Annotated in this window: 16 protein-coding genes; 6 read left to right on the top strand and 10 right to left on the bottom strand. The window is 63.6% G+C overall.

The features are described 5' to 3' along the window. Positions 1-7: 7 nt before the first annotated feature. The 4 genes from BXU06_RS15095 to cyaY form a co-directional block, all read right to left on the bottom strand. The gene (locus BXU06_RS15095) at positions 8-751 is read right to left on the bottom strand and encodes an amino acid ABC transporter ATP-binding protein (RefSeq protein ID WP_077301434.1); all 744 of its coding nucleotides are present in this window, start codon (positions 749-751) and stop codon (positions 8-10) included. Positions 752-938: 187 nt separating this feature from the next. Then, positions 939-1,727, bottom strand: a complete 789-nt coding sequence (gene rsmA, locus BXU06_RS15090; RefSeq protein WP_077301431.1) for a 16S rRNA (adenine(1518)-N(6)/adenine(1519)-N(6))-dimethyltransferase RsmA — start codon at positions 1,725-1,727, stop codon at positions 939-941. A 114-nt stretch (positions 1,728-1,841) separates the two neighbouring features. Beyond that, positions 1,842-2,258, bottom strand: coding sequence for a YqaA family protein (locus tag BXU06_RS15085; protein ID WP_077301428.1), 417 nt, complete (start codon positions 2,256-2,258; stop codon positions 1,842-1,844). A 2-nt stretch (positions 2,259-2,260) separates the two neighbouring features. Beyond that, positions 2,261-2,575 (bottom strand): iron donor protein CyaY, encoded by a 315-nt coding sequence (gene cyaY / locus BXU06_RS15080; protein ID WP_077301425.1) that lies wholly within the window; start codon positions 2,573-2,575, stop codon positions 2,261-2,263. A gap of 139 nt (positions 2,576-2,714) precedes the next feature. Here cyaY and BXU06_RS18675 point away from each other — a divergent pair, with 139 nt between their 5' ends. The 4 genes from BXU06_RS18675 to BXU06_RS15065 all read left to right on the top strand — a co-directional run bounded on the left by BXU06_RS18675 (position 2,715) and on the right by BXU06_RS15065 (position 5,670). Beyond that, positions 2,715-2,828 (top strand): lipoprotein, encoded by a 114-nt coding sequence (locus tag BXU06_RS18675; protein WP_374754318.1) that lies wholly within the window; start codon positions 2,715-2,717, stop codon positions 2,826-2,828. Positions 2,829-2,846: 18 nt separating this feature from the next. Beyond that, positions 2,847-4,100: a diaminopimelate decarboxylase gene (lysA, locus tag BXU06_RS15075; protein WP_077302955.1), complete on the top strand. Its 1,254-nt coding sequence runs from the start codon at positions 2,847-2,849 to the stop codon at positions 4,098-4,100. A gap of 2 nt (positions 4,101-4,102) precedes the next feature. After that, a complete protein-coding gene (locus tag BXU06_RS15070; RefSeq protein ID WP_077301422.1) occupies positions 4,103-4,588 on the top strand; it encodes a GNAT family N-acetyltransferase in 486 nt (161 codons plus the stop codon). Between the two features lie 197 nt (positions 4,589-4,785). After that, entirely contained in the window at positions 4,786-5,670 is an 885-nt protein-coding gene (locus BXU06_RS15065) for an HD-GYP domain-containing protein (RefSeq protein WP_077301418.1), read from the top strand. On the opposite strand, the gene BXU06_RS15060 is transcribed toward BXU06_RS15065, so the two are convergent. The 5 genes from BXU06_RS15060 to BXU06_RS15040 all read right to left on the bottom strand — a co-directional run bounded on the left by BXU06_RS15060 (position 5,626) and on the right by BXU06_RS15040 (position 8,765). Then, positions 5,626-6,504 (bottom strand): AraC family transcriptional regulator, encoded by an 879-nt coding sequence (locus BXU06_RS15060; protein WP_077301415.1) that lies wholly within the window; start codon positions 6,502-6,504, stop codon positions 5,626-5,628. The two genes, BXU06_RS15065 and BXU06_RS15060, sit on opposite strands and share 45 nt — an antisense overlap. A gap of 53 nt (positions 6,505-6,557) precedes the next feature. Further along, positions 6,558-7,169 (bottom strand): LysE family translocator, encoded by a 612-nt coding sequence (locus tag BXU06_RS15055; RefSeq protein ID WP_077301412.1) that lies wholly within the window; start codon positions 7,167-7,169, stop codon positions 6,558-6,560. A gap of 79 nt (positions 7,170-7,248) precedes the next feature. Continuing rightward, the gene (locus BXU06_RS15050; RefSeq protein WP_077301409.1) at positions 7,249-7,572 is read right to left on the bottom strand and encodes a nucleotidyltransferase family protein; all 324 of its coding nucleotides are present in this window, start codon (positions 7,570-7,572) and stop codon (positions 7,249-7,251) included. Between the two features lie 84 nt (positions 7,573-7,656). Then, positions 7,657-8,451 carry a tol-pal system protein YbgF gene (gene ybgF, locus BXU06_RS15045; protein WP_077301405.1) on the bottom strand — a complete coding sequence of 265 codons (795 nt, stop codon included), beginning with the start codon at positions 8,449-8,451 and terminating at the stop codon, positions 7,657-7,659. 104 nt (positions 8,452-8,555) lie between these two features. Continuing rightward, positions 8,556-8,765 carry an Rpn family recombination-promoting nuclease/putative transposase gene (locus tag BXU06_RS15040; RefSeq protein WP_077301402.1) on the bottom strand — a complete coding sequence of 70 codons (210 nt, stop codon included), beginning with the start codon at positions 8,763-8,765 and terminating at the stop codon, positions 8,556-8,558. 167 nt (positions 8,766-8,932) lie between these two features. On the opposite strand from BXU06_RS15040, the gene BXU06_RS15035 reads away from it, so the two are divergent. Both BXU06_RS15035 and cadR read left to right on the top strand, forming a co-directional pair. Then, complete coding sequence (locus tag BXU06_RS15035; protein ID WP_077301399.1) at positions 8,933-10,765, top strand: ABC transporter ATP-binding protein; 1,833 nt, start codon at positions 8,933-8,935, stop codon at positions 10,763-10,765. Between the two features lie 204 nt (positions 10,766-10,969). Further along, a complete protein-coding gene (gene cadR, locus BXU06_RS15030; protein ID WP_077301396.1) occupies positions 10,970-11,416 on the top strand; it encodes a Cd(II)/Pb(II)-responsive transcriptional regulator in 447 nt (148 codons plus the stop codon). A 20-nt stretch (positions 11,417-11,436) separates the two neighbouring features. On the opposite strand, the gene BXU06_RS15025 is transcribed toward cadR, so the two are convergent. Beyond that, on the bottom strand, positions 11,437-14,826 hold the full coding sequence (locus BXU06_RS15025) for an EAL domain-containing protein (RefSeq protein WP_077301393.1): 3,390 nt from the start codon (positions 14,824-14,826) through the stop codon (positions 11,437-11,439). Positions 14,827-14,875: the final 49 nt, after the last annotated feature.

Raw genomic sequence — 14,875 nt, 5'->3', positions numbered from 1 at the left:
GCGGGGTTTACTCGCTTTGGTGCATGGGCGACAGCACCTGCTTGAGAAACTGCTTGGCGCGGTCGTGCTGGGGTCGGGTAAAGAACTCGGCAGGCGGCGCTTCTTCGATAATCTGGCCGTGGTCCACAAACACCACGCGGTCGGCCACTTCGCGGGCAAAGCCCATTTCGTGGGTGACCACCATCATGGTCATGCCGGATTCGGCCAGGTCCTTCATCACCTTGAGCACTTCGCCAATCATTTCCGGGTCGAGCGCGCTGGTGGGCTCGTCAAACAGCATCACCTTGGGCTGCATGGCCAGGCCACGGGCAATGGCCACGCGCTGCTGCTGGCCGCCAGACAGCTGGGCCGGAAAGGCGTCGCGCTTGTGCGCCAGGCCCACCCGCTCCAGCAACTGCTCGCCCAGGGTGCGGGCGGCGGCGGGGTTGACCTTTTTCACCTGAATCGGCGACAGAGTGATGTTGTCCAGCACCGACAGGTGCGGGTAGAGATTGAAGTGCTGGAACACAAAACCCACTTCGGTGCGCAGTGCATTGAGGTTGGTTTTGGGGTCGACCACATTGTGGCCGTTCACCCAGATTTCCCCGGAGGAAATCGCTTCCAGCTGGTTAACCGTGCGAATCAGCGTGGACTTGCCCGAGCCGGACGGCCCGCATACCACCACCACTTCGCCCGCCTTGACTTCAAGGTTGACCTCATTGAGCACATGGAGCTTGTGGAACCACTTGTGCACATTCACGAAACGAATCATTGCATTTCCTTGCAAAACGCCCGGCCAGCGCACGGGGTGCGCGCACCCCACCGATTAGCCACCGGGCCCGGCGCTGCCTTTGCGCCACGTCAACCCCGAACTGTTGCCCAGGGAGGATCACCCCCCGGCAAAACCGCGCAGATTCTGCGGGCAAAGCCCCTGCTTGGCAAGCTGCGCTGCAGCACGTTTACACGGCACCACCAGGCTGCGCCGTCAGATAATTACAGATGGCGACAAAGCCGCCCACCGGCAGGTTTTCCGGGCGAATGCCGGGGTCAATGCCCAGGGTGGCAAAGCCCTCGTCGTCGAGCACGCCCTTGAGGTTGTTGCGCAGGGTCTTGCGCCGCTGGGCGAACGCTACCTGCACAATATGTGCCAGCTGCTGTTCATCCTGGGCCTGATGCGGCAGGGTGGGGTGCGGAATCATGCGCACCACGGCAGAATCCACCTTGGGCGGCGGGTCGAATGCTTCGGGCGGCACATCAAGCATCCGCTCCATGTAAAAGCGGTACTGCAGCATCACCGACAGCCGGCCATAGTCCGCCGTGCCCGGTTCGGCCACCATGCGGTCGACCACTTCTTTTTGCAGCATGAAGTGCATGTCGGTGACTTGCGTGCCAAAGCTGGCCAGGTGAAACAACAACGGGGTGGAAATGTTGTACGGCAGGTTGCCAACGATTTTCAGCGGCGTGCCCAGCGCGGCAAAGTCAAATGCCAGTGCGTCGCCTTCGTGGATGGTCAGCTGCGTGGCAGTAAAGGTACGACGCAGGCGGGCAATGATGTCGCGGTCGATTTCCACCACATGCAGATGGTTCAGCCGCGCCAGCAAGGGCCGGGTAATGGCCCCCAGGCCGGGGCCGATTTCCACTACCAGGTCGTCACGCGCCGGATTGACCGCATCGACAATGTCTTCGATGGTGCGTGGGTCTTGCAGAAAGTTTTGGCCAAAGCGTTTACGCGGGATATGTCGGGACATGAATTTTTCAGCGGGTGGGTCAGGATAAAGCCAACGGCCAGGCGTTGGCGATGAGGGCGGAGCATGCCCGCCGCACGCCCGCTGACAGCGTGGCCTACAGCGGGCGTGGTGGGATTATAAGCCTTCCAGCGCGCCGGCCAGCAGCAGATAACGCAGTGTCTTGCCCAGCGTCAGCCACAGCACGCACGGCCACCAGGCCAGACGCAGCCAGCCGGCTGCCACGCACAGCGCATCGCCCAGCAAGGGCACCCACGACAGCAGCAGCATGGGCGCACCATAATGTTGCAGCCAGCGCAGCGCCCGGCCCGGCGTGGTGACTGCCGGCGCGCGCCGGCCCAGCCACAGGCTGGTCAGCCCGCCAGCGGTGTTGGCCACGCTGGCCACCATCACCGCCTGCCACAGCAGCTGGGGCTGATAATGCAGCAGCGCCGCCAGCGCCAGCTCGGAATTGCCCGGCAGGATGGTGGCCGAGGTAAATGCCGACAGCGCCAGTCCGGCCAGCGCCCAGTCGGCGGCAGATAGGCCCAGCACGCTTAAAAACAGAACGCCTGGCCGGACTGCTGGCTGATCATGGTCGCCAGCCGGGCAAAGAACTCTCCGCCATCGCGGGTGTCCAGCCAGTTGCCGCTGGCATCCTGGCGAAAGTGAAACCCGCCGGACTTGCCGGCCAGCCACATTTCGCTGTTGGGCACATGGCGGTTGACGATCACCTTGCTGCCGTCGTCAAACTCCAGCTCCAGCACATTGCCCTGCAGCAGGCTTTCCACCTCGGCACCAGCGGCGTCCAGCGCCGACTGGATGCGCTCAAACAGGGCATCGGACACATTGAGAAATTCGCTTTCGGTCATGGGGATGGGTCTCTTGGTCGGTTTGGCCGCCACGCCGGGCTGGCAATGCGGCGGCGCGGCATGATATGGGCCGGGAATACCGGTATGATTGAGGTTTTCGTGATTGTGCCACAGAAGGCGCTACTGCCCGGAGACCGCCATGCGAATGCTCTGCCTTGCCACTGCGCTATGTCTTGCGCTGGGCGCTTGCGGCTATAAAGGCCCGCTGATTGCACCCACGCCCGCCCCGGCGGCCAAGCCCCTCCAACCCTGATGCCCTGGATGCCCCGTGATTTCGCATTTTGACTACCAAGACCGCACCCTGTGCGTGGACACCGTTGCGCTGACCCAGATTGCCGACACCTTTGGCACGCCCAGCTTTGTTTATTCTGCCGATGCGCTGACCGAAAGCTTTGCCCACTACGCCACTGCCTTTGCCGGCCAGGACCATCTGGTGTGCTTTGCGCTGAAAGCCAACTCCAACCTGTCGATCATCCGCCACTTTGCCCGCCTGGGTGCCGGCTTTGACATTGTGTCCGGTGGCGAACTGCAGCGCGTGCTGGCCGCCGGCGGCGACGCCGCGCGCGTGGTGTTTTCCGGGGTAGGCAAAACCGCGGCCGAAATGCGCCTGGCGCTGGAAGCCGGCGTGCTGTGCTTCAATGTGGAATCGGTCAACGAGCTGGAGCGGCTCAACCAGGTGGCTGGCAGCTTGGGCCGGCGCGCGCCGGTCAGCCTGCGCGTCAACCCGGATGTGGACGCCAAAACCCACCCGTATATTTCCACCGGCCTGAAAGACAACAAGTTTGGCATTGCCTACGCCAGCGCCCGCGAGGTGTACCGCCGCGCCGCCGCGCTGCCGCATCTGGACGTGGTGGGCATCGACTGCCACATCGGCTCGCAGCTGACCGACCTCAGCCCGCTGCTGGACGCCCTGGACCGCTTATTGCTGCTGGTGGACCAACTGGCCGAGGACGGCATCACCCTGCACCACCTGGACATCGGCGGCGGCGTGGGCATTCGCTACCGCGACGAAACCCCGCCCGACCTGAACCGCTACGCCCAGGCGGTGCGCGATAAGCTGGCGGGCCGCAACCTGAAAGTGCTGATGGAGCCGGGCCGCTCGCTGGTGGGCAACGCCGGCGTGCTGCTGACCCGGGTGGAATACCTCAAGCTGGGTGAAACCAAGCACTTTGCCATTGTCGATGCGGCGATGAACGACCTGATGCGCCCGTCGCTGTACGACGCCTGGCACGATATCGTGCCGGTGAGCCAGACCGATGGCCCGGCGCATCTGGTGGACGTGGTCGGCCCGGTGTGCGAATCCAGCGACTTTTTGGGTAAAGACCGCCAACTGGCGGTAGAGGAAGGCGCGCTGCTGGCCGTGATGTCCGCTGGCGCGTATGGCTCCACCATGAGCTCCAACTACAACACCCGCCCGCGCGCTGCCGAAGTGCTGGTGGAAAACGGCCAGCCACGCCTGATCCGCGAACGCGACAGCTTTGCGCAAATGGTGGCCAATGAACTTAATCTGCTGGAACCCCGCTGACCATGCCCAATTCTTCCCTGCTGATCCGAGAAGCCCGTCTGGACGACGCCCATGACGCTGCCGAAGTGGTAAAACTGGTGGACAGCTACGCCAGCGACATCATCGGCGGCGGCAAAAGCCTCACCCCCGACGTGCGCGAACGGCTGATTCCGGCGCTGATTGCCCACCCGTCCAAGCTGATTTTTCTGGCATTTCAGGGCGAAGAAGCGGTGGGGCTGGCGCTGTGTTTCATCGGTTTTTCCAGCTTTCAGGCCCGCCCGCTGATCAATATCCACGATCTGGCGGTATTGCCCAGCCATCGCGGCCAGGGCATTGGCCACCGGCTGATTGACGCGGTGGCGGTGCGTGGCCGGGAAATGGGCTGCTGCAAGATGACCCTGGAAGTGCGCCCGGACAACGAACCAGGGCTGGCGCTGTACAAAAAAGCCGGCTTTAACCGCTCGATGCTGGGCAATTATCCGTACTGGATGATGGACAAGAGTTTGTAAGCGCAACTGCTGCCTGCTTGGCGGAACGCGCCGCTTTTGCAGAGGACTCTGCCCCCGAACCCTGAATGCCGATCAATGCATTCAGGGTTTTTTCATCGGCGGCTGTCAGGTTTGTCTTGCCCGCACGACTCATCCAGGTACCCGGCCCGATAGTCTATCTGGCCGGCGTTGCGCCGCCACCTTACCGGAGACCCGCCATGTCCGCCCCTTCCCCGCACGACCTACTCAAAACCCTGTACACCATGGCCATGATGGTGGAGGCGCGTGACGCTTACACCGGCGGGCATTTGTGGCGGGTGGCGCAATTTTCCCGCCTGCTGGCCCAGGCCAGCGGCCTGTCTGTGCTGGAGGTGGAACGCATTGCCCTGGGCGGTTTCCTGCACGATCTGGGCAAGATTGGCGTACCGGATGCGGTGCTGAACAAACCCGACCGGCTGACTGACGAAGAATACGACATCATCAAGACCCATCCCCAGGTGGGGGCCGATCTGCTGGCCGGTCATCCGCTGGCTGAATTGGCGATGGATGCCGTGCTCTTGCATCACGAAACGCCGGATGGGCGGGGTTATCCACAAGGCCGCAAGGCCGACGCCATTCCGCTGGTGGCGCGCATCGTGGGCATTGCCGATGCATTTGACGCCATGACCAGCTCGCGACCCTACCGGGCCGGCATGCCGATTGCCCGTGCGCTGCATATCATCGAGGAGCATCTGGGCAGCCAGTTTGATCGTGAGCTGGGCTTGCTGTTTATTGCGCTGGGGCGGGAAGGACAGCTGGCGCATATTGTCGGCCACAGTGAGCCCGGCCTGCCGCTGCAAACCTGCCCAGGCTGCGGGCCAATCATTCCGCTGTTGCGACACCAGGGGGATGGCGACACCGTGCTGTGCCCGTCTTGTGCCGGAGAATACCGTTTGCAGGTGGAGAACGGCCTGCGCCGGTTGATGCCCACTGGCCGGCGTGAGCCGGCGCAGGCCAGGCAGCCGCGTGCCAACCCGGTGCTGATCGAAGAACTGGTGGCGTCGGCTGGAGTGGCGCTGTTACCGCGCCGGCGCGGGCTGATGGGCTGGCTGCGGGCAGCGTAAGCGCGTTTCCCCCGATACCCTCTGCAAACACTGCTGGTAATGGCGCGGCGTGGTGGCCAGCCGCTGCTTGAACTGGCGCTGGAAATGGCTCTGGTCGGCAAAGCCCAGCTGCAGCGCCACGTCGGCAATCCGTTCGCCGCGCTTGAGCAGCTGCTTGGCGCGGTTGATGCGCTGGTCAATCTGGTAGGCGTGCGGGGTCTGGCCGTAGCGGTGCTTGAAGTGGCGAATCAGCTGGTAGCGGCTCAGCCCGCTGCTGCTGGCCAGTTCGCCCAGCGACAGCGGTTCGGCCAGTTGGTCCATGATGCAGTCTCGCGCCCGCTGCACCGGCGGGCTGGCGTCGGGGCGGGTGTGATCGGGGTCGGCGGGCAGGTTAAAGCCATAACGGGCCAGAAAATCAATCAATCCGGCTTCCAGCGCCAGCGCTGAACCGGCGTGCTGCAGGCCGGCAAACAGCGCGCTGAACGCCTGCGCCGCTGCCGGATCGGCGCGGTGTGGGCGGGCAAATGGGGTGTAGTCCTGGCGCGGCAGGCCGGGCAGTTCGTCCTGTAACTGGCCCACCCAGGCGGTATCGACAAACAGCATGCGATACGACCATTGCCCAGCCGCCGGATTGCAGGCATGGGCCACGCCGGGGTTGATCAGCACGGTCATGCCCGGCCCGATGGCATGCTGGCCGCCATGGTTCAGGTAGCGCGCCGTGCCGGCGTCAATCACGCCAAAAGAAAACTCATCATGACTGTGCAGGTGGTAACACGCCGACGAGCGGCTGGCCTGGCGCATTTCCACCCAGGGCAACACGGCGCTACGTTGCAAGCTGAGGGTCGGATCGTGCATGTGCGGGTGGTTCCTCTGTGGGGCGAGATCAATCGGGCGCAGGGTGCTGCCGCTTACTGCGAGGCCGGCAGCAGCATGGGCACCATCGACCCTAGCAAGGCCAGCGCCATGCCCCGATTGAACCAGCGCTGATGGCCGGCCTGCGCCAGCCAGGGGCGGATCAACTGGCCCAGCGCCGCCCAGCAGGCCACCGATCCCCAGCATATCACGCCGGAAATGGCGCAAAACACCGCCAGCCGCCCGGCGCTGTCCGGCCCGCTGCCCACCAGCACACTCACCCCGGACATCGCCACCCACCACGCTTTCGGGTTGAGCGTCTGGCAGCACACGCCCTGCCAGAAGCCAGGCAGGCACGGCGCGCTGGCATCCTGGGGTGAACTGGGTGAGGCCAGGGCAATCTTGCCGCTCAGATACAGCACATAGCCCGCCCCGGCATACGGCAGCATCGCCCCCAGCGCCGGCCAGGTGTGCCACAGTTGCTGCAGGCCAACGCCGGACAGCCAGACAATCAGCACATAGCTGAGGCTGGCCCCGCTGACATGCGGTAGCGCCCGGACAAACCCCGCCTGCGACCCCACCGCCGTGGCCAGCAGGTTGACCGGCCCCGGCGAAATGGCGCCCGCCAGGGCAAACAGCACGATGGACATCAGCCAGGGAGTGGACATCACACACCTCAATGCAGGAAACAAGCCGGCAGTGTAGGCGGTGGGGCAAGCGGGTGTATTGAATGAAATTGCGCGGCGCTCAGGGCTGGAGCACCACATAGCCAGCTTCAATATTGCGCTGGAAAGCCGGGGGCAGCTGCGACCACTGGTGCACATCCACGCTGATGGGCAGCAGGCTGTCTTGCAAGGCGCCGACCAGTGATGCCCAGCCAGGCACCGTCTGGTCAAGTGCGCCCGGCTGGCGCAGCACCAGGTCCAGATCGCTGCATGCCTGTGCGCCGCCGGTCACCCGGCTGCCATATGCCCAGACTTCGGCACCGGGGGTGTGCTGGCGCAGCAGCGCCTGCACCAGCTGCAGGTGGCGTGGGGCCAGCTCCAGGGTGGATAGCTCATGCGCTGGCATCGAATACCTGCTGCAGGGTGCGCGCCAGCAGCGCGTGTTCCAGCGTGCTGGCGGTGCGCAATAACTGTTCTACCGTCAGCTGCATCAGCCTTCCTTCAGCGCCGCCATCTGCTGCTTGGCCTTGCCAGCGGCGTCGCTGGTGGGGAACTGCTTGATCAGCTTGGCCCAGGTGGTGCGGGCGGCGGCCATGTCGCCCAGGTCGCGCTGGCAGTTGCCGATATTGCGCAGCGCATCCGGGGCCTTGGCGTGGCTGGCGTATTTGCTGACAAATTCGGTGTGTACGCTGATGGCCGGCTTGCACTGGCGTTCGGCGGCGTAGGCCATGCCCAACCAGTAGTGGGCGTCGGCCTGCTGGCGGGCGTCCGGGTATTTGTCGGCAAAGCCTTTCAGCGCGGTGATCGCCTTGGCAAAGTCGCGGTTGCGCAGCAGGGTCAGCGCGCGGTCGTATTCCTGGGTGGCTTCGTCCACTGGCTTGACGTCGGCTGTCTTGGCGGCGATTTTGCTGGGGTCGGCTTCACTGCTGGCCGGGGCTGCCGCCTTGGTTTGTGGCGCGCTGCCTTCCAGCTTGACCAGGCGCAGGTCGAGGTCGCTGTATAGGTCGTTCTGGCGCTTTTGCATGGTCTGCTGGTTGTAGTTGACCACGTCAAGGTCGCCGCGCAGGCGCGCCACTTCGGCGTTGAGCTGCTCAACCTGGGTGACCATTTCCAGCAGCTTTTCGTTGCTGATCTTGGATTCGATCTGGGCCAGCCGTTGTTGCGCCATGCGGTCGCGTTCGGTCAGCTGACGGCGCACGTCGTCCACGTCGGAAGTGCTGGCGCACCCGGCCATCAGGGTGGCGGCGGCAAGTACGCAGAGCAGGGCAGGAGTCTTGGAGGCCATGGCGGTTTACTGTCGATCAGGGAAAGTGTGCAGTCTAAAACGTGTGGGGTCGGGGGTCGAGAGGGAATCAAGGCAATTGCATCCATGCCATGCCTGACGGCCCATCAGCCGCCACGGTGCCGCGTTTGTGTGGCTTCCCGCTGTTGTGGGGCATTCATGATCGCCGGGGTGACGTAGTTGCCGTTTTCCAGGCGGAGCGTGCTGTAATCCAGCAACGCTGACACCCCCGGCGGGGCAAAGGCTTCCAGCCGTTCCTGCACCAGTTCGGCGTGGGAAAACAGGTATTTGTAACCGCTGTCGTGGAGGTGTGCCATGACGGCATGGTAGCGTGGTGGATGGGTGGGCTGCCGTGGCCGGGCGAGCCTTGCGTGCAACATGGCCTGATTGTCACTGTCCCATTGTGATATGCGCCGCTTCGAGTTACCGTCGGCAGTTGCCGGCTTGTCTGCCGCGCCCCCCACTGCATCAACAAGGAAGTTTCATGTTTGCCTGGTTTGAACGGCGGATCAATCCCTATCCGGATGGCCCGCCCCCGCAACCCCCAACAGGGTTTTTTCGATTCATTTGGGCGGCGTCCGCTGGCATGCGCGGGCTGATTGTGGCGATGACCGCGCTGACCGCCACCATTGGCGCGTTTGAAGCGCTGCTGTTTTCCATGCTCGGTTCGATTGTGGACTGGTTAAGCCAGGTGCCGCCCGACCAGCTGTGGCAGCAGGAAAAAAGCCATTTATTGCTGCTGGCGGGCATTTTGCTGGCCAGCCCGCTGCTGGTGTGGTTGCAGTCGCTGTGCAAGTTTCAGGGCCTGCTGGGCAATTTTCCCATGCGCCTGCGCTGGAATTTCCATCGCCACCTGCTCAGCCAGAGCATGCAGTTTTATCAGGACGAATTTGCTGGTCGGGTGTCGGCCAAGGTGATGCAAACCGCGCTGGCGGTGCGCGATACGGTGATGATTGTTGCCGACATCATGGTGTTCATCACCATTTACTTCATCACCATGGTGGCGGTGGTGGGCAGCTTTGATCTGGCGCTGGTGGCACCGTTTATCGGCTGGCTGCTGGCTTACGCGCTGGCGCTGAAGTTTTTCATTCCGCGTCTGGGCCGTGCTGCCAGCGCCCAGGCCGACGCGCGTAGCCTGATGGCCGGGCGGATTACCGATGCCTACACCAATATTGTCACCGTCAAGCTGTTCTCCCAGCGCGAGCGCGAGGCGGGGTTTGCCAGAAGCGCGATGCAGGAGTTTATTGTCACTGTTTACCGGCAAATGCGTCTGGCCAGTGCGTTTGAAATCGTCAACCACAGCCTGAGCATGGGCCTGATTGCCTGCACCGCCGGGGCCACGCTGTGGCTGTGGAGCCAGGGGCAGGTGAGCATTGGCGCGGTGGCAGCGGCCACCGCGATGGCGCTGCGGCTCAATGGCGTGTCGCACTGGGTGATGTGGGAAATGTCCAATCTGTTTGAGCATATCGGCACGGTGCAGGACGGCATCGCCACCCTGGCCCGCCCGGTAGCGGTGACCGACCGCGCCGAGGCCGGCGAGCTGCAGGTGCGCCAGGGTGAAATCCGCTTTGAGCAGGTGAGCTTCAGCTACGGCGGGGAAAAAACCGTGATCGACCAGCTTGAGCTGACCATTCGCCCCGGCGAGAAAATTGGCCTGGTCGGGCGTAGCGGCGCGGGCAAGTCTACCCTGGTGAACCTGCTGCTGCGCTTTGACGACGTGGCCAGCGGGCGGATTCTGATCGATGGCCAGAATATTGCCGAGGTGACCCAGGACAGCCTGCGCGCACAGGTGGGCATGGTCACCCAGGACACCTCGCTGCTGCATCGCTCGGTGCGCGACAACCTGTGCTATGGCCGGCCCGACGCCAGCGAGGCCGAGATGATGGCTGCCGCCCGCCGTGCCGAAGCGCATGAGTTCATTCTGGGTCTGAGCGACCCGGCAGGCCGCCACGGCTATGATGCCCATGTGGGCGAGCGTGGGGTGAAGCTGTCGGGCGGCCAGCGCCAGCGGATTGCCATTGCCCGGGTGATGCTGAAAAACGCCCCGATTCTGCTGCTGGACGAAGCCACTAGCGCGCTGGATTCTGAAGTGGAAGCTGCTATCCAGAGCAGCCTGTACACGCTGATGGAAGGCAAAACCGTGGTGGCGATTGCCCACCGCCTGTCTACCATCGCCGCCATGGACCGGCTGATTGTGCTGGATCAGGGCCGGATTGTCGAACAGGGCGACCACGCCAGCCTGCTGGCGCAAGGTGGCCTGTACGCCCGGCTATGGGCGCACCAGAGCGGCGGGTTTCTGGCCGAGGTGGGGGAATAACGGCAGGTGGCGGCGACCATTCTTGCTGCATGCGCCAACACGCAACATGGCACTGTTGCCCATGCCGCAGCAGCTTGCACGTTCACGCCGTCGTGCCCGCGCAGGCGGGAATCCAGCCGTTGCCACCGCGTGCGCCGGCAGCATGATGCAGAAGGCAGGCAAGCCCGCCTCACGCTTTGATTGAATTCAACAGGACGGCACAGCATGCAAATCGGTGAACTGGCCCGGCAAGCCGGGTGTGCGGTGGACACCATCCGCTACTACGAAAAACAGGGTCTGTTGCCGCCGCCGGCGCGTTCGGCAGGCAATTTCCGCGACTACGCCGACAGCCATGTCGAGCGGCTGCGGCTGATTCGTCATTGCCGCACGCTGGACATGAGCCTGGAGGAAATCCGCGCGCTGCTGGCCGTGCATGACCAGCCGCAGGCAGATTGCAGCACGGTGAACGCCTTGCTGGATGCGCATCTGGGCCATGTGCAAGCTCGCTTGCACGCCTTGCAGGCGCTGGAGCAGGCCTTGCTGAGCTTGCGTCAGCGCTGTGCCAGCACCGGGGCGGCGGCGCAGTGCGGCATTTTGCACGAGCTGACTCACACCCTGGAGGCCCCGCTACCGGCAGCGGACGGGCATGTGCGCGGGGTGTGCCACCGCTAGCCGCCCTCCCTGCGCCGGGTTTACGCTTGCGCGGCGGGCTGCATCCGGCTTAGCCGCGCCAGGCATTGCGCGCCCGGCTCTGGTTTGGCAAACAGATAGCCTTGCAGATAGTCGCAGTGATGCGCGTGCAAGAAATCGCGCTGGGCGACGGTTTCTACCCCTTCTGCCACCACTTTCAGCCCCAGGCTGTGCGCCAGCGCCAGAATCGACGCGCAGATGGCGGCGTCGTTCTTGTCGGTTTCGATGTCTTTGACAAAAGAGCGGTCGATTTTCAGCAGGTCCACCGGCAGCAGCTTGAGGTAGGCCAGTGAGGAATAACCGGTGCCAAAGTCGTCGATGGCCAGCGATACCCCCAGATTGCGCAGCGCCTGCAGTTTTTGAATGGCCACTTCCGGGTCTTTCATCACCACCGATTCGGTGATTTCCAGCTCCAGATCGCCCGCCTGAATGCCGTGACGCTGGATGGCCTGGCTGACCGTGTCCACCAGGCTGGCCGAGCGCAGCTGATGGGCGGACAAATTCACCGCCATGCGCACGCCGTCAATGCCCTGCGCCTGCCAGTACGCCACCTGCTGGCAGGCCTGTTCCAGCACCCAGGCACCCAGTGGTTCGATCAGGCCGGATTCTTCGGCAATCGGGATGAATTTCAGCGGTGGCACCATGCCGCGCGTTGGGTGCGGCCAGCGCACCAGCGCTTCCACGCCGCATGCCTGGCCGGAGTTGGCATGCACCTGCAGCTGGTAATGCACTTGCAGTTGCTGTTCGGCCAGCGCGTGGTGCAGGTCGCGCTCCAGCTCCATGCGCTCGGCGGCGGCGGCGTTCATGTCGGCGGTAAAAAACTGGATATTGTTCCGCCCCTGCGCCTTGGCGTGGTACATCGCAGTGTCGGCGGTTTTCATTAGCGCTTCCACGCTGTCGCCGTCTTCCGGGTACAGGCTGATGCCGATGCTCGGGGTGGAGTGCAGGGTATTGCCTTCGATGTCATACGGGCAGGCCAGGGTGCTGAGAATTTGGCAGCCAATCGGCAGCGCGTCGTGGGCGGCTGTGTCGCTGGTGAGCACCACCACAAATTCATCGCCGCCCAGCCGGGCAACAATATCGCTGGCGTGCACGCTGCGGTGCAGGCGGGCGGCCACTTCCACCAGCAGTTGGTCGCCAATATGGTGGCCCAGCGTGTCGTTGATGATCTTGAAGCGGTCCAGGTCGATGAACATCACCGCCAGCCGGGTGTCGGCGTACTGGGCGCTGGCCAGCGCCTGGCCCAGGCGCTCCTGCAGGCTGTGGCGGTTGGACAGCCCGGTCAGCTTGTCGTGGTGGGCCAGGTGGCGGATGCGTTCTTCGGCGTGCTTGCGCTCTGTGATGTCGGTAAACAGCGCCAGGTAGTAAATCGGCTGGCCGCTGGCGTCGCGGATGGTCGAAATATTGATCCACTTGGGGTAAATCACCCCGTCCTTGCGCCGGTCCCACAGCTCGCCCTGCCAGTGGCCGGTGTCGGTCAGCGCGGTCCACAGCGCCCGATAGGTCACTTCCGGGGTTTGGCCCGAGGCCAGAATGCTGGGCATATGCCCGCGCAGTTCGGCAAAGCTGTAGCCGGTAATCTGCTCCAGCGCCGGGTTGACCTGCACAATCCGGTTGTTCTGGTCGGTGACCAGAATCGCCTCGGTGGTCTGCTCAAAAATATTGGCGTACAGCCGCAGGGATTCTTCGGTTTGCTTGCGCTCGGTAATGTCGGTGGAAATGCCAACAATGCCGCGAATCTCGTCGTGCTCGATGATCGGGCACTTCACCGTCAGGTAAATCCGCTCCTGGCCGTTTTCCTGGGTGCGCTCTTCAAACGACACCCGCTGGCGCGCGGCCATCACCTTGCGGTCGTTGGCTTCGTGCTCGTCGGCGGTGCGGGCGTGCATGAAGGCATGCCGGCGCTGGCCAATCATCTGCTGGCGCGACCGGGAAAATGTCCGCTCAAACTGCTGGTTGCACATCAGCAGCCGTTCATCGCGGTCAAACACATAAATCAGCGCGCCGGCGCTTTCGATGATGGCCTGCAACAGGTTGCGGCTGGTCTGCAGTGCTTCTTCTGCCCGCTTGCGTTCGGAAATATCATGCACCACGGCATGGATGGTTGGCTTGCCGCGCATGGTGACGGCAATCAGGGTCACCTCGGTAAAAAACGGCGTGCCGTCGCCGCGCAGATGGGTCCATTCAAACCGGTGGCTGCCCCGTGCCTGGGCGATGGTCATCATGTGTTCGGCTTTTTGCTGCGACAGCAGCCCATCCGGCTGGTATTCCGGTGACAGCTGCGCCGGATGAAAGCCCTGGTTTTCGCCGGGGTGCTGGCCAAACACCCGGCGGGCGGCGCTGTTGGCCTTGACCATCAGGTGGCCTTCGACAATCCACGATGGATCGGGCGACTGGTCGAACAGGGTGCGAAAGCGTTCTTCTTCTTCGCGCAGGGCTTCTTCCACTTTTTGCCGCTCGCCGACTTCGGTTTCCAGCGCGGCATTGCGTTCGTGCAACTGGCGGTTGTGCCGGGCGCGCAGGCCGGTGAGCAGCGCCAGCAGCAGGCTGATGGCCAGGCCCAGATGAAAATACGGTGAGCTGTAGAACAGCCGGGTTTTCCAGCCCTGGCGCGGCACGGCGGCCATCTGCCACTTGCCGCCCGGCACCTGGATGTCCATCAGCAGTGGGGATAAGGCAAACACCTCGGCGTCGCCATCCACCAGCGCGCCAGATTCGCCTTGCGCATCTTTGCCGCGCACGGCCAGCCGGATGATGGCTGACGGGTTGGCGGCGTCTGGGTGCAGCAGCTGGTCGATATTGGCCACAATCGACACCGTGCCCCAGTAGTGCGGCGTGTCGCGGCGGAGCTGGGGCGACGTGAACACTGGTGAGCGCTGAATCAGCGCCCGTCCGCCCTGCACCAGCTGCACCGGGCCGGCCAGAATTGGCGTTTGCCGCTCGCGCGCCTGGTTAACCGTGCGGTATTGCTCGGGATAATCGGCAAAGCGCATGCCCAGCACTTTTTCATTGCCTGCCAGCGGATAGACCATGCTGACCTGATCGTTTGGGGCCACGGTGATATTGCGCACATGCGGGTTTTTGCCAATCGCCAGATGGGCCATCTCGACAAATAAACCGGGCTGGATGCCGCCCTGCAGCGAAATCAGATGCACCAAACCATCGGTAGAATTGAACGTGGCCTTGAGCACGCCTTCCACCCGTGCCCGCGCCAGTGCCAGCTCGCCCAGCACCCGGTTGCGCTCTTCCGACGCCTGACGTTCGGCATCCAGATGGCCGCCCACCGCGCTGACGGTCAGCGCCAGCACAAAGGTCAGCACGGATGCCCAGGACGAGGGCAACAGGCCAAGAAATGTGCTGATGGTATGAAACAGATGTTTGCTGATGGCCATACTTGCCCAGGGTCCACGCCGTAATCACTGCATCGGTTCATTCTACGAT

This window comes from Aquaspirillum sp. LM1 (genome assembly GCF_002002905.1).
Taxonomy (GTDB): domain Bacteria; phylum Pseudomonadota; class Gammaproteobacteria; order Burkholderiales; family Aquaspirillaceae; genus Rivihabitans.
This window is presented reverse-complemented; position numbering and strand designations above follow the sequence as displayed.

Bases quoted from the DNA above. Each gene is read 5' to 3' on its own strand.
- BXU06_RS15095 (WP_077301434.1), bottom strand. From the start codon at position 751: ATGATTCGTTTCGTGAATGTGCACAAGTGGTTCCACAAGCTCCATGTG.
- rsmA (WP_077301431.1), bottom strand. From the start codon at position 1,727: ATGTCCCGACATATCCCGCGTAAACGCTTTGGCCAAAACTTTCTGCAA.
- cyaY (WP_077301425.1), bottom strand. From the start codon at position 2,575: ATGACCGAAAGCGAATTTCTCAATGTGTCCGATGCCCTGTTTGAGCGC.
- BXU06_RS18675 (WP_374754318.1), top strand. From the start codon at position 2,715: ATGCGAATGCTCTGCCTTGCCACTGCGCTATGTCTTGCGCTGGGCGCT.
- BXU06_RS15070 (WP_077301422.1), top strand. From the start codon at position 4,103: ATGCCCAATTCTTCCCTGCTGATCCGAGAAGCCCGTCTGGACGACGCC.
- BXU06_RS15065 (WP_077301418.1), top strand. From the start codon at position 4,786: ATGTCCGCCCCTTCCCCGCACGACCTACTCAAAACCCTGTACACCATG.
- BXU06_RS15060 (WP_077301415.1), bottom strand. From the start codon at position 6,504: ATGCACGATCCGACCCTCAGCTTGCAACGTAGCGCCGTGTTGCCCTGG.
- BXU06_RS15055 (WP_077301412.1), bottom strand. From the start codon at position 7,169: ATGTCCACTCCCTGGCTGATGTCCATCGTGCTGTTTGCCCTGGCGGGC.
- BXU06_RS15050 (WP_077301409.1), bottom strand. From the start codon at position 7,572: ATGCCAGCGCATGAGCTATCCACCCTGGAGCTGGCCCCACGCCACCTG.
- ybgF (WP_077301405.1), bottom strand. From the start codon at position 8,451: ATGGCCTCCAAGACTCCTGCCCTGCTCTGCGTACTTGCCGCCGCCACC.
- BXU06_RS15040 (WP_077301402.1), bottom strand. From the start codon at position 8,765: ATGGCACACCTCCACGACAGCGGTTACAAATACCTGTTTTCCCACGCC.
- BXU06_RS15035 (WP_077301399.1), top strand. From the start codon at position 8,933: ATGTTTGCCTGGTTTGAACGGCGGATCAATCCCTATCCGGATGGCCCG.
- cadR (WP_077301396.1), top strand. From the start codon at position 10,970: ATGCAAATCGGTGAACTGGCCCGGCAAGCCGGGTGTGCGGTGGACACC.
- BXU06_RS15025 (WP_077301393.1), bottom strand. From the start codon at position 14,826: ATGGCCATCAGCAAACATCTGTTTCATACCATCAGCACATTTCTTGGC.